Source organism: Neobacillus sp. DY30, from assembly GCF_030123065.1.
Classification (GTDB): domain Bacteria; phylum Bacillota; class Bacilli; order Bacillales; family Cytobacillaceae; genus Neobacillus.
This window is the reverse complement of the sequence record NZ_CP126093.1, coordinates 1960276-1981370: the sequence shown is the minus strand read 5'-3', so window position 1 is coordinate 1981370 and position 21095 is coordinate 1960276. Positions and strand designations below refer to the sequence as shown.

Annotated in this window: 16 protein-coding genes; all 16 read right to left on the bottom strand. The window is 36.4% G+C overall.

Annotated features, from left to right (window positions below; all coding sequences use genetic code 11):
* Window positions 1-147: 147 nt before the first annotated feature.
* Window positions 148-1980: a cache domain-containing sensor histidine kinase gene (locus QNH29_RS09705; RefSeq protein ID WP_283864584.1), complete on the bottom strand. Its 1833-nt coding sequence runs from the start codon at window positions 1978-1980 to the stop codon at window positions 148-150.
* Window positions 1977-3017 (bottom strand): response regulator transcription factor, encoded by a 1041-nt coding sequence (locus QNH29_RS09700; protein WP_283864583.1) that lies wholly within the window; start codon window positions 3015-3017, stop codon window positions 1977-1979. Before QNH29_RS09700 ends, QNH29_RS09705 begins: the two co-directional genes overlap by 4 nt.
* Before the next feature lie 150 nt (window positions 3018-3167).
* Window positions 3168-4757 (bottom strand): extracellular solute-binding protein, encoded by a 1590-nt coding sequence (locus QNH29_RS09695; protein WP_283864582.1) that lies wholly within the window; start codon window positions 4755-4757, stop codon window positions 3168-3170.
* A 118-nt stretch (window positions 4758-4875) separates the two neighbouring features.
* On the bottom strand, window positions 4876-5754 hold the full coding sequence (locus QNH29_RS09690) for a carbohydrate ABC transporter permease (RefSeq protein ID WP_283864581.1): 879 nt from the start codon (window positions 5752-5754) through the stop codon (window positions 4876-4878).
* An 11-nt stretch (window positions 5755-5765) separates the two neighbouring features.
* Window positions 5766-6737 carry an ABC transporter permease gene (locus QNH29_RS09685; RefSeq protein ID WP_283864580.1) on the bottom strand — a complete coding sequence of 324 codons (972 nt, stop codon included), beginning with the start codon at window positions 6735-6737 and terminating at the stop codon, window positions 5766-5768.
* 197 nt (window positions 6738-6934) lie between these two features.
* Window positions 6935-8194 (bottom strand): MFS transporter, encoded by a 1260-nt coding sequence (locus QNH29_RS09680; RefSeq protein ID WP_283864579.1) that lies wholly within the window; start codon window positions 8192-8194, stop codon window positions 6935-6937.
* A 137-nt stretch (window positions 8195-8331) separates the two neighbouring features.
* A complete protein-coding gene (locus QNH29_RS09675) occupies window positions 8332-8700 on the bottom strand; it encodes a hypothetical protein (RefSeq protein WP_283864578.1) in 369 nt (122 codons plus the stop codon).
* 190 nt (window positions 8701-8890) lie between these two features.
* Entirely contained in the window at window positions 8891-9646 is a 756-nt protein-coding gene (locus tag QNH29_RS09670; RefSeq protein WP_283865578.1) for a CAP domain-containing protein, read from the bottom strand.
* A gap of 654 nt (window positions 9647-10300) precedes the next feature.
* Window positions 10301-10939 carry a YesL family protein gene (locus QNH29_RS09665; RefSeq protein ID WP_283864577.1) on the bottom strand — a complete coding sequence of 213 codons (639 nt, stop codon included), beginning with the start codon at window positions 10937-10939 and terminating at the stop codon, window positions 10301-10303.
* A 112-nt stretch (window positions 10940-11051) separates the two neighbouring features.
* Entirely contained in the window at window positions 11052-11897 is an 846-nt protein-coding gene (locus QNH29_RS09660; protein WP_283864576.1) for a carbohydrate ABC transporter permease, read from the bottom strand.
* 2 nt (window positions 11898-11899) lie between these two features.
* Complete coding sequence (locus tag QNH29_RS09655) at window positions 11900-12859, bottom strand: carbohydrate ABC transporter permease (protein WP_283864575.1); 960 nt, start codon at window positions 12857-12859, stop codon at window positions 11900-11902.
* 83 nt (window positions 12860-12942) lie between these two features.
* On the bottom strand, window positions 12943-14247 hold the full coding sequence (locus tag QNH29_RS09650) for an ABC transporter substrate-binding protein (protein WP_283864574.1): 1305 nt from the start codon (window positions 14245-14247) through the stop codon (window positions 12943-12945).
* A 186-nt stretch (window positions 14248-14433) separates the two neighbouring features.
* Complete coding sequence (locus QNH29_RS09645; protein ID WP_283864573.1) at window positions 14434-15729, bottom strand: ABC transporter substrate-binding protein; 1296 nt, start codon at window positions 15727-15729, stop codon at window positions 14434-14436.
* A 22-nt stretch (window positions 15730-15751) separates the two neighbouring features.
* A complete protein-coding gene (locus QNH29_RS09640) occupies window positions 15752-17311 on the bottom strand; it encodes a response regulator transcription factor (RefSeq protein WP_283864572.1) in 1560 nt (519 codons plus the stop codon).
* Complete coding sequence (locus QNH29_RS09635; protein ID WP_283864571.1) at window positions 17304-19088, bottom strand: sensor histidine kinase; 1785 nt, start codon at window positions 19086-19088, stop codon at window positions 17304-17306. Before QNH29_RS09635 ends, QNH29_RS09640 begins: the two co-directional genes overlap by 8 nt.
* Before the next feature lie 216 nt (window positions 19089-19304).
* Window positions 19305-21089 carry an ABC transporter ATP-binding protein gene (locus tag QNH29_RS09630; protein WP_283864570.1) on the bottom strand — a complete coding sequence of 595 codons (1785 nt, stop codon included), beginning with the start codon at window positions 21087-21089 and terminating at the stop codon, window positions 19305-19307.
* Window positions 21090-21095: the final 6 nt, after the last annotated feature.

The window sequence follows — 21095 nt, the reverse complement described above, 5'->3', positions numbered from 1 at the left end:
TAACACGTGAAAACGCTGTCATTACTGAAGTTAGCAAAAGTCTACTTCTTCATATTAACCAGTAGCAAGGAGCAATTCCGTTGTTTTTTTTATATTGATTAGTCAAATTTTTAGATATGTAGAAGGATTTGATCATGATGTTATTCTTTATGCAGGCTTATTTGTATCACTTTGCCCATCTTGGTATGGCAGAATAATTGAAACAGTTGTCCCTTCATTTACCCTGCTGCTTAGGTCTAATCCATATTGATTCCCAAAAAGCAACTGAATTCGTCTGTTTACATTTGTAATCCCTATACCTAAATCACTTCTAAGTTCTGGTTTATTTTTTCTATCACCCTTAATAAACTCTCGTATTTCATTTAATCTATCATTTTGTATCCCCCGGCCATTGTCGATTACACAGACATGAAGACACGTACCAATAATCTTTGTACGAATTGTAATGGTGATTTCATTCACAGTTTTCCTAAACCCGTGTTGGATTGCATTCTCAACAAGAGGCTGGAGGCTTAGCTTAACCATTGGTGCAGCGTATAACGATGGTTCAATCTCTAAAATCAGATTAATAGGCTTTCTTATTCTAAGTTCATGAATGATGAGATAGCCTTTAACATGTTCAATTTCATCTGCTAATGTGACCAATTCTAAATTTCGGACTGAATAACGGAACATACCGGCCAATGCTTCCGCCATTTTTGAAATTTCCTCAATTCCGTTGATGATCCCATATCCGTTCATTGTTTCAAGCGTATTGTACAAGAAGTGTGGATTAATCTGTGATTGTAGTGCCTGAATCTCTACCTTTTGTTTTTCAAGTTCTCTCTCCTGCAATTCGATTTTTACTTGTTGATTATTTAACTCCGCTATAAAGACCTGGTCGACTAACGTTGACAGCGTGTCCACCATTCTGTTGTAGCTTCTTAAAAGACTGCTTATTTCATCATTTCTTGATAGATTTGGAACCTTTTTCCACTCTCCTTGTTCAACAGTTTTCATTGTTCGTTCTAATAATTGGATGGGTTTAACCACTTGCCTGATCGAGTTAACCGATAGGACAAAAGCAATTATAATCACAATCACAGCTGAAAAAACAGCGGTTAATCGAACTCCAGAAATCGGAGCAAAAAGCTGAGATTTAGGTACTGCGGCGATTAGTTTCCATCCTGTATATTCCGAAGTTAAAAAATGAAAGAAGGTAGACTCATTGTTCCATTCATCGAAAAAGGTACCCTGTTTATGTTTACTAATTTGCTCCTTTCCCACCTCATTTAAAGTATTACCAATAAATTTTGAATCAGGATGATAGATTACTTTCCCATTAGGATCGGCAATCATAAAAAACCCTTCATTCCCAAGGTTAGCTTCTTTCCACAATTCTCCTAATTCAGAAGAATTAATATCAATTCCTAAAATTCCATTTGGGGAAAACGACTTCATACCTCTAATCTTTCTTGCGATAGTAAGTGTAATTCTGTCATTTTGATTGGACGGATGAATAATGATTCTGCCGCTTTCTGGCGTAATTTTTTTTAAATTATAATATTCTTCTTCCGAAAAAGAACCTCCCTTATCACGTAACCAAATTTGTCTCTTGTTATCTCCCAATATGTACATTCGATTAATTTCTGGTTTCTGTATGAGAATATTATCCATCATCGTCCAAATATTTTCATAGTATTGATAACGAATGTGTTCCTTTACGTACACATTGTTCTCTTCCAAATCAAGAAAATGCTTCACATTGGGATTTGAAACAATCGGCAGTGTTACCAGTTCATAGTTCTTTACAAAACGGTCAGTCTGAAAGTTCACGTTCGTTACAACCTGACCGAGATAGTCTTCCGTCTGTTTTTCAAGAAGATTGGATGACTGCATATAGATGATGCTTGCTACAATGATCAAAGGTAAAATCATCACTAGTGCAAAATACAAAAGCAATCTTTGAAAAAGGTTCATACTATCCAGTTTTTTTTTCATACGTCAATCCCTAATGACTGACGATATTCTTTTGGAGAAATACCGGTATATTTTTTGAAAGTCTTTGCAAAATGTGGTGCATCATCATAGCCAATTTCACTCGAAATATCAATAATCCTCAAATCGCTTCTTTCGAGAAGCTTTTTCGCCGTTTCCATTCTTAAATTTATCCGATATTCGACAAAAGTCTGGCCGGTTTCTCTTTTAAATAGCTGACTAAAATAAGAACTGTTGAGACCTAGTTTTTGTGCGACATCGTCTAAGTTTATTTTGGCACAGACATTTTTGAGCATATAATCCTTCGCTGCCTCAATCGGATCAATGATTTTCCCCTTCCTTTGGGATCTTGTCTTATTAATCATATCTATACAAATATCCTGAAATTCACGAGTTATTTGATTCATATTCTCTCCACTGAAGCAAAGTGGAGCGTCCAGACTGATGCTGCCTTTTTGGTTAATCCGGTCCACCAACGTTTTTAATAGATGGTTCATGACATTTTGATAGTAAGATAGTTTTAATTGTTTTTTCTCCATTTTTTCAGTCCATTTCAGGATGGTTTCCATCACAATATTCTCATCTAAAACCCAAATGGAAGATTCAAGCTCTACTAACATCCATTCTATTTCTTTTATATCAATAAAATCATTTTGCTCTTTTTTAATGTTTTCTGCTAAGCGGAGCATCGTGTCGCTCAACTTCTCCTTTGTAATCGGTTTCAAAAGATAGTCTTTTGCACCATATAAGATGGCCCGCTGTGCAAATTTGAAAGAATCATATCCTGATAAAATGACCCATTGTGCAGCCGGATTATATTTGGCAGATTTTTCAAGTAAAGAAAGCCCATCCATTTCAGGCATATTAATGTCCGTAAAGACTATATCAAACTTTTCCTGCTGTAATAGATTTTCCGCATCGACACCGTCCTCTGCTTCCATAATTTCATGAATGAATACTCCTTCCAGTTCCAAATGCTCTAAGAGATGGCGTAATGCTTTCCGTATTATGAATTCATCTTCAATAATTAATATTTTCATGAATGGATGCACCCCTTTTTTTAAATATTAAAACTATTATACAATCTTTAACAATATAAAAACATTTCGAAAAACGAAGAAATGTTTGTTTGACATTACCAATGCAAGAAAGCTGTCCCAAGGTGGTGCTTAGGACAGCCTAATCTTTTATTATCTTCTTGACTCAGTAAATTCTTTCTTTTTATATCTATCCGCAGCTTCTTCTAATATCTTATTACCGCCTCTTTCCTTCCACTCTTCAACTACCTTTGGCCAATCACTGATTGGTTCAGCACCAGTAATCATCTTGGCCATATGTCCCATCAGCAATTTTGGCGGAGTATCTGAACCTGGCTGCAAATCAGGCAATGTATCCAACGCCGTTAATGGCGGGTCGAAATTTATCCCATCACGGCCCTCTTTTGCAAGAATAGTATCGTAAACATTAATCAGTTCCTGTCCCTCTGGTGTCAATTTAAGTAAACCTTTAATATAAGTTGTGTCCTGGACCATCCATAAGAAGGCAGTACGATAACGCTCAATGTTCACTTCATCCACGCTTACAGGAGTCTTATAATTGATTTTTCCATTTTCCATTGTGTAGTCTTTTCCTTCAATTCCGTAAGTGAAGTACTTTGCTGCTTCATCAGATAACATCCAATCAAAGAATTTGATAATTCTCTCTGGATTTTTTGTCTCTTTATTGATTGCATAAGCACGGGTAACATCACCATATAGATAATATCCACCTTTACCATCTGGACCAACCGGAGAAGGAACAATTGCGATTTCAGCATCCGGTACATTTTCCTTTAATTGCTGCTCCCATTGTAATAATTCGTTGGCATTCATCGACCACATACCAATGTTCCCAGTGATTGCTTCGTTTTTATACTGCTTTGAATCGATGGTTAAAAACTCTTTATGAAGTAAACCTTCATCATACATGGTTTTATATGTTTTAAGGGCTGCCTCCATGTTCTTTGAATCAAAGAATTTCGGTACAGGTTTCCCATCCTTATCTAGCTCCCACATGCTGCTGTATGGGAAAACGTCAAAAGATCCAAAGAAAGTATCTGCATATTTGAAATCTGCTCGTCCGCCAAACGGTTGTGCTACACCCATTTTCTTAAATTCACGTAATACATTTAACGTTTCTTCAACTGTTTTTGGAACTTCCAATCCTGCCTTGTCAAGCAAATCTTTACGGATATAAGTTGCTCTCCGCGAAGGATTTGATAGGAACTCTGGAATTGAATAGATATTTCCATCCTTATATCTTTGTTTCTCCCAGGCAGCTTTTGGAATATGCTTTTTCAAATTTGGCCCATACTTTTCAATTAAATCATCAAGTGGAAGGAACACCCCTGCCTCAACTGCTTGCTGTAACGTTTGTCCACTTCCTTCACCATACCCGGCTGACGTCTGAACAACATCCGGTATATCTCCTGAAGCAAACATTAAATCCATTTTGGTGGAATATTCATTATGAGGCATCAGACGAATATCCAAATCAGTGTTCGTTAACTTTTCGAGCTCTTTTACATATTCATCCTCGTTAATATTAGGAGAATTTTCTACATGTGTAAAAGCCAGCGTCCTCATAGAAATGGAGAATTTCAATGGTTCCTTTGATTCCTCTTCTGTTTCTTTAGTGTTTTCTGTCTTTTTGGATGTTTTTTCACTTTGACATCCTACTAGTAAAATGAGCGAAAAAAGTGCTACTGCTAAAATTGTAAATAGTCTTTTTACCTCTTTCATAGTTCGTTCCCCCCTAATTCATTAAGCAAACGTTTTCATTTACTTGAATTAATTATATTCTGTCAATGAAACTATCAACTATGGGATTTTTTTAAGTCCACTTGTCTTTTTTTTATATTTACTCTTTAATAGACCCAATCATCGTCCCTTTAACAAAATGCTTCTGTAAAAAAGGATACAGTAGTAAAATTGGCAGTGTGGCGATTACTACTGTCGCCATTTGAATTCCTTCCGGTGAATTTAAGGCGATTGTTGAATATACGGAATTCGATTCAACGGATAATTCATCATTCACAATCATTTGTCTCAACTTGACCTGCAGCGGATACAATTTCGGATCATTTAAGTAGTATAAGGCAGTTTGATAGCTATTCCAATGACTCACTCCATAAAATATTCCTATTGTTGCTAAGACAGGCTTTGACAGTGGTAATACGATACGAAATAAGATTCCCAGTTCGCCGAGACCATCAATTCTGGCAGCATCTATTAATGTACTCGGTATATTTAAAAAGAAGGATCTCATGACAAAGAAGTTAAATGCACTAATCATACTTGGGATAATTAACGCCCATAATGTATCTACCATTCCAAAGTTTTTGACTACTAAATAAGAGGGTATCAATGGAGCTGAAAAAATCATTGTAAATAACACCATGAATAAGATAACCTTTTTCCCTTTGTATTCTGGTCTTGACAATGGGTAAGCAAGCGATGTTGTTGCCAATAAGTTAATAAAGGTCCCGCCGACAGTAATAACCAGTGAAACTAGAAATGCCCGCCATATGGAGGCGTCGTGGAAAACGTATTCATAATTAATCAAGGTGAATTCTACTGGCCAAAAGAAGACCTCGCCCTTTGCTATCGCATTCGAGCCGCTGAATGATTTCGCAAATACGGATATTAAAGGGAGCAGCATCGTCAGCGCAAGTGAAGCTAAAAATAATACATTACAAATATCGAATATTTTAGATCTTAAACTTGTACTATATTTCATCCTATCCCCTCCTAATACAAACTATTTCCGGACGCTTTTTTGCTTACAAAGTTTGCCAAGACAAGGAGCACAAGTCCGACAACTGATTTAAAGAGTCCTATCGCAGTCGTAAAACTGTATTGCGCATTCCGTAAACCTACCTCGTAAATATAAGTATCTAGAATATCTCCATTGGCCTGGTTTAATGGATTTAAGAATACGTAAACCCTTTCAAAACCAAAGTCTAGAAAATGGCCGATATGGAGAAGGAATAAAATACTGAACGTTGGTAGTATCGCTGGAAGTGTTACATTCAATATTTGCTGCAATCTATTGGCTCCGTCGACTTTTGCTGCTTCATAGAGTTCCGGATTGACTCCAGCAAGGGCAGCCAAGTAAATAATGGTTCCCCAGCCCACACTCTGCCAAAGATAAGTGAGCACAAGTATTGGCCTGATAAAATCTTCAGAACCCATAAAATAGATTGATTCATGACCTAACCATTCAATTAATTTATTCACAATACCTGTAGTCGGAGAAAGAATTCCAATAAACAAACCGCTGATAATAACCCAGGAAAGGAAATGCGGCATATAGACAATTGTTTGTATGAATCTTTTATATAGGACCAATCTCAATTCATTTAATAAAAGTGCTAAAATCAGAGGTGCGGGAAAAATTAATATATCATAAAAACTTAATAACAGGGTGTTCTTTAAGACTCTAATGGAATCAGGATTTTCAAACAATGCATGAAAATGCTTGAGGCCTACCCATGTGCTATCCCAAATTCCAGCGAAAATATTGTAATCCTTGAAAGCAATAACTGATCCCATTAGAGGTACATATTTAAAAATTAGAAAATATAAGATTCCTGGGATCGATATAATATAGAGTGCTTTATATTTGTTAAGACTGCTGAGCGTTTTCCTAATACGAGATTTCTCTTTTATTGTGATGTTTTGTTCAGTACTTAAATTTTGCTGTACAAGCGTACTTTTCATCTATCTCTACCTCCTCGGACCTTTTTGCTTTGATCTTAAATCTGCATTTTAACCTCCTTTGATAATTGTTTTCTAAAATTTCAGACTTATAAATCCAGACACTTTCATATTCCTAATGATGTCATTTTATCATTGCAGAATAATATGTACTTCGGATACATTTTAGCTGACCATGGGTTTTTTTTAGGTATAAATATTTAACCCTCATTTTCAATTACTGTTTTACTTTCAACTTCCAATTTCCCATGTAATCTTGCATTACCTTTCCTATAAAAAATAATGGAAATAAAGCTTCCAAATAAAAATAATGTAATCCACGGCACTAAAGAATACTCACTGTTTATAGCCAGATCATGAAGATATCCTCCGCCCGTATTGCCTAGGAATCCGCCTAAGGCAAAACTCCAGCCTGTAAATCCAAAATAGGTTGCAAATGAGTGAGAATCAGAGTAATTGGAGATTAAGAAATTCATAGTAGGTACCACCAACATTTGTCCAAGTGTGAAAATTAATACTGTTCCAAGCATCGACCACAATCCTCCAGTAATACTAAATATCAACATGCTCAGTCCAAGTATGAAAGTGCCTAAAGCCATAATATGAAGTTGATGTAGTTTAGTCGATAGAATCCGCAACAATGGAATTTGCAGCAGCACCATAAAAACAGCCCCAGCCATATATAGAAAGGACACGCTGTCGACATTTTCATGTAATACTTTCGCCCTGACAGGTACGGAAAGATAGAGCTGGACGTTTAACGCCCATACACCGATGATTAAAAGACAAAATCCTAGAAAGCTTTTATCCTTACATATTTTTTTAACGATTGGAAACAGCTTTTGTAATTTTGATCTTTCCCCTTCCATTTTGGGCAGGAGAATCCAGGACAATAAGAAAGCTAATGCAAACATAAAAGCAGAAGAAAAACAGACATAAGAAAAATCTAATCGTAGGAGTAACATGCCAATAACTGGGCCCAATATAAACCCAACATTGCTTAGTGTTTCACGAATGCTGAATATTCTTGTTTTCATCTCTTCACTTGCTGTTCTGGCATAAGCACCGAAACTTGCAGGGTGAAAGATTGCTCCTCCCATACCTGAAATAAATGCTGCCACTGCATATCCTGCAGGATGGTCGACAATACCATATAAAGTAAACCCTACAATTCGAACCCCTACACCTAACATAATCGTTTCTTTGTAACCAATCCGGTCCGCGGCAATTCCACAAAAAAAACGCAACCCATTTTGAGCCAAACCACTGACTGCAATGATTGAGCCGGCTAAAGCCGTGCTCATTCCTAAATGATTAATAAAATAAACACTTAATATTGGAACCAGCATATAAAAACCAATCGCCATAACTAACGTATCCACGTACAAAGCTAATAAACTAGGACTTATAGATCTATCTACAATTACATCCTTTTTAGTCTTTAATCCTCTAAACAACATACCCTTTCACCTTCTTTAAATTCATTACTCGATCCTACCATTTATTTTTAGGCTTGAATATCGGGCTATTTTATATGGTGTTGGGTTTTTTATTGTTTTCAGGGAAAAAGCACGCCTAAGCGTGCTTCTTCTTTTAGCTATTGACGGAATGTCTGGTTTTGGAAGCTTTGCATTGGATGTGATTGGAAGGCTGGATTTACAAACGGTTGATGTTGAAATCCAACTGTACCTGCCTGACCTGACAGTTCCCGTTCCAGTTGATTACATTGAGCAATAACTTCCTGACATCTCTGAATGGCCAATTCGTGTCCCTGGAGGCTTTGTTGAATGGTTTGAACCGCCAACCGTTCTTTCTGGATCATCTGTTCAAGTACCTGTGCATTATGCTGTTCATTTTGAAGCATTTGTTGATATTGCTGGTTTGCCATTTGTGTTTGTTGAATTAACTGTTGTGCTAACTGACGGCATTGTTGAATATGAGTAATTGAATGTTGGCTTGTTTGCATTCGTAAATCCCCCCATTAATAGCACTTTTTTGAGACACTTGGGCTTGAATTTCAACCCTCTATTATATTCCGCGTTTTGAACTCTTCTCATTCTCCGAGCTAAATTCCAAATAATGATGAGAATATAGCCTGTATATATCTATTACTAAGAAGAAAGGAACCCGTATTGGATTCCTTTCTTGTGCCGAAATTATTTACCAATAAACATTTGTGTCCAATGGTTACCAGACTTTTCGTACCCTACTCCAATATGAGTAAAGTTAGTGCTTAAAATGTTCTGTCTATGCCCTGGGCTGTTCATCCATGCATTTACAACTTCTTGAGGTGTACGTTGTCCTTGGGCGATATTTTCCCCAGCAGATCTATAAGACACGCCAAAGTCCCTCATCATGTCAAATGGTGAACCATATGTTGGGCTTGTATGTGAAAAATAATTGTTTTGTGCCATATCTTGTGATTTCTTTTGTGCGACTCCGCTTAGTTGTGTATCATGTTTTAAAGCGGGCAGACCATTTTTAGCGCGTTGTTCATTCGTTAGATCAACAACTTGTTGAACATAAGCACTGACGTTACCAGTTGCTGGTGCTGGCGCTGCAGCTTTTGGTGCTGGTGTTGCAGCTTTTGGTGCTGGTGCAGCAGCTTTTGGTGCTGGTGCAGCAGCTTTTGGTGCTGGTGCAGCTGGAGCTGGCGCAGGTGTCGGTGCTGCAGGTGCTGGCGCTGTTGGACTCTGTTGTTGATTTGGTGCTTGCCCTGTCGGTCCTTGCTGTTGATTTGGTGCTTGCCCTGTCGGTCCTTGCTGTTGAGTCCTTCCTTGTTGGCCTCCAAATTGAAACCATTGCACTGAACCGAACGGAATATACCTATACTGAGCGTGTTGAATTAAAATCGCTTTCGTATGAGGGTAACTGTTACTATCTAAATTTGTTCGATCAGCAGATATATTCAAAGCATCATTGTTGTTATTGTTGTTTGTATTATTTTTGTTATTGTTATTGTTCCCTACATTTACTAAATCAGGGTCAAGACCACGATTTAAAGGATTGTAGCGGATATTATTCGTGTTATTTGTCGTACGGTTGTTATTTACATTTGTAATATTGGTGTTTCGATCGTTATCACGATTGTTATTTACATTTCGTGTACGGTGATATCGATTGTTCGTACGATTGTTATTTACATTGGTTAGATTATCGTCATTACGCGTATTACGATCCCAATCCGGGTCATTGTTATCATTATTGGTGTAATCCTCGGTTAGTGGGCCATTATGGTCAATACCATCATCTCTGTTATTCCCAACAGTTAAAAATGTATTGTCTCGATCTGCCCTGCTTGTACGTACTTCATCTGCTGCGTCATTATTGTTATTACACGCAGCAAGACCGACCGTTAAAACCCCAGATAGCAATAAGCCTAAAGGCTTTTTTATCAAATTAATTACCCCCTTGCAAAATTATTTTTTTTGCCTTCTTATTTTTGATTTTTTTTCAATAAATATTGATGGAAATAATCGTGTATTTTTACATAAAAAAAACCGTCTGGAAATAAACCCAGCGGTTATTTTTTATATAGAGGGGAGCAAACTAAAATAAGGAATTATTTATTGTTCTTGGATGAACAACTGTGATTTTTGATTGATTTTTTCAAAGGCATTGACGGCAGGTTTCATAATAAATAGTGCTAATAAATTACCGCTATACAATAGACAAATCGGCGGTGCATAGGACAATACAAAAAGTATGCCAAAGCTGCCAATAAGCATATAAAAAGTGGAAAGCGGGTTCATAATCATCACAAAAAACGAGTTTTTCAATACCTGAATTAGCTTCATATCATAATGGACAAAAATCGGAATGATATAAAAAAGCATCGAAATAAAAATCAGCGTAATGATAAAAAATGGGATATAAAGAATAGAAGCGAAACTATTCTCTGCGTGTTTAACAAACTGTAGATCAATGTATAAGATTAATCCAATGACAACAATAATCGCTCCAAGTAAGTTACTCTTCAAAAATTCCCGTTTATATACAGTCCAAAAAGTCTTAAAAATAGACATTTCATCATTACCTAGCATCCATTTACGAGCAACTGCGAACATCGCGACCGTTGCAGGAAAAAATCCAAAGATGATTAAACCTAGAAGAGAAAATGAAATCCATAATAAATTTAAGAATGCTAATCTTGATATCCATTCGAGCAATTTGTTAAAACTGCCCAAAAATCCTGAAGTGTCCATTTGTAATCCTCCTTGTTCCGTAATAGCCTAATATGGTAATGATTGTTACTTTGCCACTTCCATTTAGGGTACGAAGTGGCAAAGTTTTACGTATATGATTTTCCTTAACATGTTACCCCTTTAACCCGCTTGTACTGATCCCTTCAACCACATGGCGTTGGAAGAGGAAGAAGATAACAAATACAGGAATCAAGGTAACAACCGACATCGCAAACATCGCGCCCCAGTTTGATACTGTCTCATTACTTAAGAACATATTTAAAGCCATAGAAACCGTATACTTTGTTGGGCTATTTAAATAAAGAACCGGTCCTAATAATGATTCCCAAGTCCAATAGAATGAGAAAATCGCTGCTGTAGCTAAAGAAGGTTTAATTAATGGCAAAATGATTTTCGTGAAAATTTTAAAAGTCCCACATCCATCTATAATCGCCGCTTCATCGAGTTCCCGTGGAATCGTTCGGATAAATTGAACTAATAGAAAGATGAAGAACGGATGGCCGAAGTAGGCGGGAATAGCCAGTGGTTTAATCGAGTTCAGCCAATCCAGTTTTGAAAAAATGATATACTGAGGAACCATTACTACATCATGTGGAAGCATTAACGTCACCATCATAATTCCAAACCAAAAGGCTTTTCCTCTAAATTCTAGACGTGCAAACCCAAACGCAATAACCGCTGATGACAATACCTGTCCAATTAAAGTAATTACAACTAGAATGGCTGTATTCTTAATGAAAACACCGAATGAATTTCCGCCAATCCCTTTCCAGCCGTCTACAAAGTTGGTCCAAATCCATGGATCAGGTATCAGAGATTTTGCCGTGACAAAAATCGTATCACTCGGTTTAAATGAACTCATAAGGAGCCAAATAACCGGGTAGAGCATTAAGATCGCAAAGCCGCCGACTAGTATATGATAAATCCACCATCTTGGTGATTTTAATTTTAATGCCATTGTTATCTGCCTCCTTCCGATTCATAGTGAACCCAGTATTTTGATGTAGTAAAAATAATGACCGTTAAAACACCTACAATAATTAGCATAATCCATGCCATTGCTGAAGCATAACCCATATTGAAGAACTCAAACCCTTGAATGAAGAGATATAATGAATAAAGTAGAGTTCCGTCTAACGGACCGCCTGTACCCTTCGAGATAATAAATGCTGGTACAAATGTCATAAAGGCTGCAATGGTTTGCATAACTGTATTAAATAAGATAACTGGACTAAGCATTGGCAATGTGATTTTGAAGAATTTCTGAAACCCATTTGCACCATCAACACTAGCAGCTTCGTAATAACTTTTAGGAATACCTTTTAATCCTGCTAAGAAAATCAGCATCGAAGAACCAAATTGCCATACGGATAAGAAAATCAGCATCCACAATGCTGCCGTAGGGTTACCAAACCATCTGATAGCTGAAAGTCCTAGTAAATCAAGAGCAATATTCACAATTCCTACATCACCAAAGACATTACGCCACATAATCGCAACCGCAACGCTTCCCCCTATTAGAGAAGGTAAATAGAACAATGTGCGGTAAAGTCCGACTGCCCTTGATGCGGTATTTAACATTAAAGCAATTAATAAGGCGAACGCAAGTCTTAAAGGAACTCCAGCTGCCACATATATAAGTGTAACTTTCAATGATTGCCAATAGCGGGGATCGGCTGTAAACATTTGTATGTAGTTATCCAAGCCTATCCATGTTGGGCTGGCAAACAAATTATAGTTTGTAAATGAAAGATATAATGATGCAAGTATAGGGATAAATGTAAAAGCCAGAAATCCGATAATAAACGGACTAATAAATGCATAGCCTGTCAGATTCTCTTTGATGATACGGGAACGCTTGCTGATAGGACGAATTGCGACATCTGCTTGGATATTTTCCTTTATCACACGTGTATTCATTTTTTCATCTCCATATTTTAGACTCATTCCTAGATGAAAGGACGATAGCTGATCTATTACGTGATCAGCTATCGAAGTGGAAATTATTTTTTGTTTTGTGCCAAGATGCTTTCAGCTTGCTGTCTAAATTGTTTTGCAGCATCTTCCACTTTAATATTCCCATAAGCCATTTGTTCAGATAAACTGTCCAAAGTTTCGATGATTTGTCCCGCACCTACTGGGTCTGGACCGTCAAATGATGAGCTGTTACCTTCTGCCCAATCTACATAATCAAACACTTGAACTTGTGCTGGTGAAAGAAGAGGCTTTAATGCTTCTTTTACCACGGAAGAACCAGGAACACCACGGTCACCAAGATTTAATTTGTTTGCCTCAATATCATTCAGCATGAAATCAATAAACTTTGCTGCTTCTTCTTTATGTTTTGAATTATTTCCAACAGACCAGAACATAGCTGGCTTTAAGTATAACCCTTTATCGCTATCAGGACCTGGCATTGGAGCAATCGCTAATTCTCGATTTGCAACTTGTTGAATTCCTACGAACTGGTTAGACCATTGCCAAATCCCAATCCCGGCATTCGTCACTAATGGGCTATCTTCAAGACCTTTAAGTTGTGCTAAATAATCAGGAGTTGGAGCTGCTTTGTCTTTTACTAAACCAGCTGTCAGGTTAAAGAAGTCTTCGAACAGTTTGTCATCTTTATATCCGAGAGTTGTACCATCCTTGCTGTATAGCGACTTTCCATGTGTTCTTAGGTAGTAGTTGAAGAATACATCTGCCTTAAAACCAGTATCCATGAATAAACCTGCATCTTTTGCTTTAAGGGCAATTTCTTTGTAATCATCCCAAGTCCAATTCTGATCAATAGATTCTACTCCAGCTTTTTTAAGTAATGCTGGATCATAATGGAAACCTACAACGTTTACACCTGTGTTAATACCGTAAAGCTTATCACCAAGTTTACCGCCGTCGATAATATTTTCGCTAATATCTTTTGTATTAATTTGTTTACCCACATATTGAGTTAGATCAGCGATTTGATTATTTTGAGCATATTGTGTGAAATATGATAAATCCATCTGAATGATGTCAGGGAGCTCTTTTGCTGCGGCTTGTGGTGCTAGCTTCTTCCAATAGTCATCCCAAGCAGCATATTCAGCTTCGATTTTTACATTCGGATTTTTTTCTTGATACATTTCAATAATTTTAAGTGTGTAATCATGTCGTGGCTGTGATCCCCACCATGCAATACGAAGAGTTACTTTTTCATCTTTTTTGTCTTCTTTGGGTTTAGATTCTTCACCACTCGATGAACTGCTGCTGTTACATGCTGCTAATGTAAAAACTAAAACAAAAGAAAACAATAGCACTAATAATTTCTTCATTCTTTAATTCCCCCTTCTGTTTTTCACACTTTTATGTAAGTGTTTACATTCTTAATTATGCAACGAAATCAAAATAGTCTGAATCTAATTTTCCGCTGTGTTTGTTTAAAAATCAGACATTTAAAAAGCTCCCTTGATACAAGCACAGCATGCTTGTTCCAAGAGAGCTTTCACCCTAGTTTATAGTTAGTTGTTGTCTGAAAGGATTTTATTTGCTTCTGTTCTAAATTTTTGCGCTCCTTCAGTTGAAGTGATTTTTTTAAACAATATTTGTTCCGAAACATCTTGTAATAGTTTCACAACCTCATTACTGCCTAGAGGGTTTGCTTTTTCAACTATTTTGTTTTTATTTTGCACTTCATTTACGTAGTCGAATACCTTCCTCTGATCATCAGATAGATCAAGTTTAATTTTCTCCGCTACCTTCGCAGAAATAGGTACTCCTCTTTCACCTTTTATTACCTTATTTGCTTCTATATCATTTATGAAAAAATTAATAAATTGGGCTACCGCCTCTTTATGTTTTGAACTTCTTGACATCGAAAAAAGCATACTAGGCTTTACAGTAAGCCCTACATCCTGCCCCGGACCTGGAGGTGGAAAAAGCTCAAGCTGTCGGTTTGTTGCTTCTAAAAAACCAATGTATTGATTCGAATATGCCCATTGCATCGCTGACTGCTGCTTAACTAACAATTCATCTTCTATTCCTTTAATCTGTTCCGTTACATCCGCTCTTGGAAAGGCACCTTTGTCGAGTAGTCTTAATTGCATGTCAAAATACTCTACAAATAATTGGTCATCATCATAGCCTAATCCAGTTCCAGTTTTATTATATAAATCCATGCCTTTTGTACGTAAGTAATACGCGAGGAAGATATCCGGTGATTTCATCCCATTCGTACCATATATGCCCTTATCCTTGTGAACCTGTAAGACAATTTGTTCAAAATCGCTCCATGTCCAATTTTCTTTTGGCTGATTATCAACACCTGAAGTAAGTAAAGAGGGGTCAACAATGATGGCTGGCGCATTTAATCCTAAAGGGAAGCCATACAAATGTTTATCAATCTTCCCGCCTGAAAGAATCGTTTCACTGATCGATTCTGTCTTAATTCGTTTTTGATTAATATATGGTGTTAAATCTTCAAGCAAGAAATTTTCACTGTATGTTTTAAGATAGAGCATATCCATTTGGATAATGTCAGGAAGTTGATTCCCTGCAGCCATTGGCGCTAATCGTTTCCAATAATCATCCCAGTTAGAATATAATGGCTCGACATTAATATTTGGATATTTTTCCTCAAACATTTCAATTACTTCCAGGGTATAGTCATGACGGGGTTTTTCTCCCCACCAGGCAATTTTTATTGTTATTTCTTCATTCCCTTTACTCTCCGCAGAATCAACTAAATCAAAATCCCCACACCCACCAGCAAAAAAAACCATTACTAGGGATAAAGTGGAAAACAAGAGTTTTTTCATTTTTTTCCCCCTTTAACATTGATCACAAGCCTTGTAACGATTCTCTTTTGTATTCTGATGGAGTAAACCCTGTATGTTTTTTGAATACCTGACTGAAATATTGAGGGTTTTCGCCATAGCCAATTTTTTCAGCAATCTCAAATATTTTTACATCACTTTCCCTTTCTATCATACTTATGGCTAATTCAATTCTTAATCTCGTAATATAATTTGAAAACTTTTCGCCTGTTTCTTTCTTAAAAAGTTTGCCAAGATAATCGGCATTCATATATAACATCTCGTTTGCAACCCAATGCAAAGATAAATTTTCATTCCCAATATACTTATCGATGGTCTCAATGACCTTCTTAATGATGGTTGAATGTTTATTTTTATTTTGATTAAAAAAGGAAAGAGTAATTTCTTGGGCAACGCTTTCAAAAAACACCTTTAAATTTTGAAGCATGTCGATTTCTAATAGTTGATTTAATTTGGTAAGATACATATTCATTTCTTTCGGCTCACATAAACGAATCATCGCATTAAATAATTGAATTACATAGGACTTGGTAATATTGATATCTAGCCTTAACTCTATTAAATGCTTAAAAAATGTCTCTATTTCTGAATTAACATCACACCAAGAACCCGATTTCACCAATCGGCAGAAGGTTTGATCATCATAATAGAATTCTAATTTCTCTGAGGTTTTTTGATAGGATATGTCTTTTTTGGTAATAACACCGCCTTCTCCTAAATAAAAACGATAAGCCAGACAGTCGAGTGCTTCACTATATAATTTATTCGCTATACTGATTTTCCCTGTATCACTAATAGCAACTGTAGAATCTAGTTGGTAATATTGATAGAATGTTTTTTTAATCTTTTCGATTTGAGAGAGTAGTATGGAGTAGCTGCAGTAATCTTCGATTAAAAATAATATCGTTTCCCCTGCCATACAACTTAGAATATAGGAATCAAAAATATGTTCTGCAATATTTTTAATGGCAAACATATGCTCAAATTCAAAATTTCCTTCAAGTTGAAATAATACCAGCCTGACATTCGGTGTATGTAAATCAATATTAAAAAGCTTTTGATAATGTTCTAAATCTTTGTTCTCGTAATGGTTAATAATGAACTCTTTCAACAGTTGTTCTTTGGCATAGGGCAAAACGCTTTCTAATGTTCCTTTCATATTTTGAATGAATTGTTCCCGAATCTGCTTTTGTTTCAAATCTTCACAGATTTCTGATACCGCATCCATAATGGAATGCTCATTACAAGGTTTTAATAGATAATGCTTCACCCCGTATTGCATCGCCTGTTTAGCAAAGTCAAATTCACTGAAACCTGATAACAGGATAAATTGTATTTCAGGAAATACGCTGTTTACCTTCGCAACTAGCTCGAGACCATTCATTCCTGGCATTTTAATATCACTAATCACGATGTCTGGCTGCTGCTGTACAATGATACTAAACGCCTCAACCCCATTTCTTGCGGTCCCAATTAAATTTGTCCCAATGGACTCCCAATTGATTACCTTTGACATCCCTTCTGTAATAATTCTTTCATCATCCACTAGCAATACCTTATGCATGGTTCTCCCCCTTATCGAAAGGTAAAACAATGATTACTTTCGTCCCTTTATTTGGTTCACTTTCAATCTCAACTCCATAATTCTCCCCATAGGCAAGTTTGATTCTGTCATTAATATTCGACAATCCTACCCCTTGTCCTCTGGTTTTTACTTCTCCTCTTTTTAACTTTTCTATAAAGGCTGACTCCATTCCGGGTCCATCATCTTCAACAATTAATTTAATACTATCTTTTTCTACCATTGAATATACACAAATTTTACAAGGTTCAATCTTCGGCTCCAACGCATAATGGATGGCATTTTCTACTAGAGGCTGCAGTGTAAGCTTCGGTATAAAGAACCCTCCTATATCTGAATCTACCTCCATGTGTAAATCTAATCTTTCCTCAAATCTATATTTCTGAATTATCACATAATTATTCACAACATTAAGTTCTTCTTCAATCGTAATCAAAGGTTGCTTTAAACTGATGGAATTACGGAGTAAAAACCCAAGTGCTTCTACCATTCTAGAAATTTGCGTCTGCCCATTTCCTTTTGCTAACCAATTGATAGATTCTAACCTATTATATAAAAAATGAGGATTAATTTGAGCCTGCAGCGCCTTAAACTCTGTCTCTTTTATGGTGAGCTGCTTAGAGTAATTCTCATTAATGAGTTCATCGATTTGTTGGATCATCGTCTGAAAATTCTGCTGAAGTTTACCAACTTCATCCTCTTGATTCATTGGCGTTTTCAGTGCTTTTCTGCTTGCCTCCTTAAAATCTCCAACTTTTACATACTGCATGCCAGCTACAAGATTCTCCAAGGGAATCGTTATGTTCCTGGCAAATCGAATTCCAAAGATTGTTACAATAACAAACATCAGAATAAAAATTATGACCAAAAACGTCTTTACCTTATTGATATTCTCAAAGATTTGATTAAAAGGAATAACGTTTAAATATCCCCAATTAAAATAGTTGGATTTTATATGTACAAGGAAATAGTTTTTACTGTCGATTTTTTTTATTTGATAACCTGAATCTGATTTTTGGGAATCTAAAGATAATGCCGCCTCTTTAATAAATGATTTCGTTTCTTTTGGAAAAAGAATATTGCTATCTCTGACAATTAAGAATTCACCATCCATTTTTTTAGAGCCTTCTAAAATATTGGCAATCAGTTTGTCCATATTTATAAAGATGATGATAGTACCAAGATTATCAAAACTTAAGTTGCGAAACTGTCTGATTTCTCGTGCTGTTGCAAATAAAAAATCATTTTTCTCTGGATTCAGCCAAACATTACTGCCATTAGCATGAATGGCCATCTTGGTAATATCAGCTTTTTGCGCTGGAGTAAGTTTTACTGTCCTAGGTCCGACCACATACTCTTCTCCATTTACATCCACTAAATTAATCGATTGGATATATTCTTCCTTGTTTGCATAGCTTAATAGTTTGTCCAACATGTTTGTTCGAATTCGAAACTTATCATAATCTGTACTATCTTCACTAATTGATGATAGGTATTGCTGAATTTGCGAATCGGTTAGAATATTATAGGAAAGCTCCTCCAAATTTTTCAATTCACTCTCAATACTATTAGAGGATGTACTTAATACTTGTGAAGACTTACTATAAATCTGCTCGTCGTAAATATGAAAAGCATACTGTAATCCGAAAAAGGTAAAGGAAAATGATATCACCATAGTCCAGGATACTAGTAGAAATAGTTTGTATTTAATTTGCAAATTATTATACTCCATCTTTACTCTATCTAGTATCTTTTTCATTGGGATGGTTTCTCCATTGTTTATTAGTAGGTGTAAGCGCAGTCATTAATGGGAAGTGGAAAATGTTATCTTTTTACTAAAAATTTTCTGTAAAATTAATTAAATTTTAACATTTACTCTGTTTTTTTCATAGTGGTATTTGTTTGTTAATGTCGTACAAGGTTAGTATTCATCTAACAGAAAAAAACCCTCAAGTGTTGAGGGCCTCTTCTCATTTTATCCAGCGTCTAGTGAGGAATAGTGTGAAGTATACAATTTCCAATAATAACCTCTTCGTTGAATTAATTCTTCATGTGTTCCTTCTTCAACAATTTTACCTTTCTCTATAAATAAGATTTTTGTCGCATTTTGAATGGTTGAAAGCCGGTGGGCGATTATAAAAGAGGTTCTTCCGGCAAGCAGCGCTTCGAGTCCCTTTTGTAATGCAAGTTCGGTCTCAGTATCAATTGAAGAAGTTGCCTCATCTAAAATCAGAATTTTCGGATCAGCAAGCAATGCCCGGGCAAATGAGATCAACTGCCTTTGACCGTTTGATAAAACGGATCCTCTTTCATTAACCTCTGTACCATAACCATCCTTTAATCCCATAATAAATTGGTGGGCTTGCACTGCCTTCGCTGCTTGTATTACTTCTTCATCGGAAGCATCTAATCTGCCGTAGCGGATATTATCCATTATGGTTCCCGAGAAAATAAACGGATCCTGGAGCATAACTCCCATCTGTTTACGCAGCGAAGAGATGGTAACAGACTTTATATCGGTATCATCAATTTTTATCTTGCCGCTGTTAATATCATAAAAACGACTTATTAAGCTGACAATGGTCGTTTTTCCAGATCCTGTTGGACCAACGATGGCAATGGATTCACCCGGGTTTACCTTGAAATTGATAGAATCTAAATTCCTTTCATTCTCTTCATAGCCAAAGACCACATTCTCAAATTCTACTTTTCCTTTTATCAGTGGAAGTTCATTAGCACCAGGTTCACTTGAGATGTCAGGTTTTTCGTCCATCATTTCAAAAATACGTTCAAGATATGCGGATGCATTGATAATCGCATTGTAGAAATTCCCGATGTTTGCCAGCGGCATCCAAAACATCCAAATATATCCAATAAAAGCAACTAATGCTCCGACAGTGATTCCTCCACTTCCAATCATGCTAATCCCTTTGACGTAGACAAGAGAAACGGTTAGGACAGATATGTTCTCAATTGCCGGCCATAGCAGGAATTGAATTTTGACCGCTCTTAGCCATGCACCACGGTACCCATTTGATACCCCAAAAAAGATTTTTTTATTTTCTTCTTCACGGACAAATGCTTGAGTCACTTTAATACCATTAATGCTTTCATGTATATAAGCATTCATATTGGACTGCTTATTGCTTAAATTTTGCCATGCCTTACGCTGTGCATTTTTTATGATAAAAATAATCCCAGCAAGGACCGGGAAACCAGCCAACGCGTACATGGTCAGCTTCACGTCAATTGCGAGCATAAAGCCGATGATAACAAATAAGCTGAATAAATCAGTAATTAAATTAATTAAGCCGTTGGAGAGCAGATCACTTAATGAATTAACATAATTCACAACCCTGACTAAAATTTTCCCGTGCGGACGGCTGTCAAAAAACGAAAAGGAAAGTTTTTGCAGGTGGGTAAATAAATCTTTTCGGATGTTTTTTATGACACTGTGACCAATCTGCGACATCATTCTGATTCTGTATTTCATACAGATGCCAGTTATGGTTAACGCACCTAAATATATCACGCCTAGGATAACCAGACCCTGAATATCCTTACCAGGGATTTCTTCGTCTATTGCCTGTTTGATTAGGTACGGTCCAATCAAATTTGCCCCACTCGCAGCCAGCATAATGAGAACGGTCACCATTATTTTTGTTTTATAAGGTTTTAAGTAGGTTAGTAATCTTTTAAGATGGGCGATATTAAAGGGCGTTTCCAGCTCTTCATCTACATTAAATTTATTGCGTGCCATTGTTTG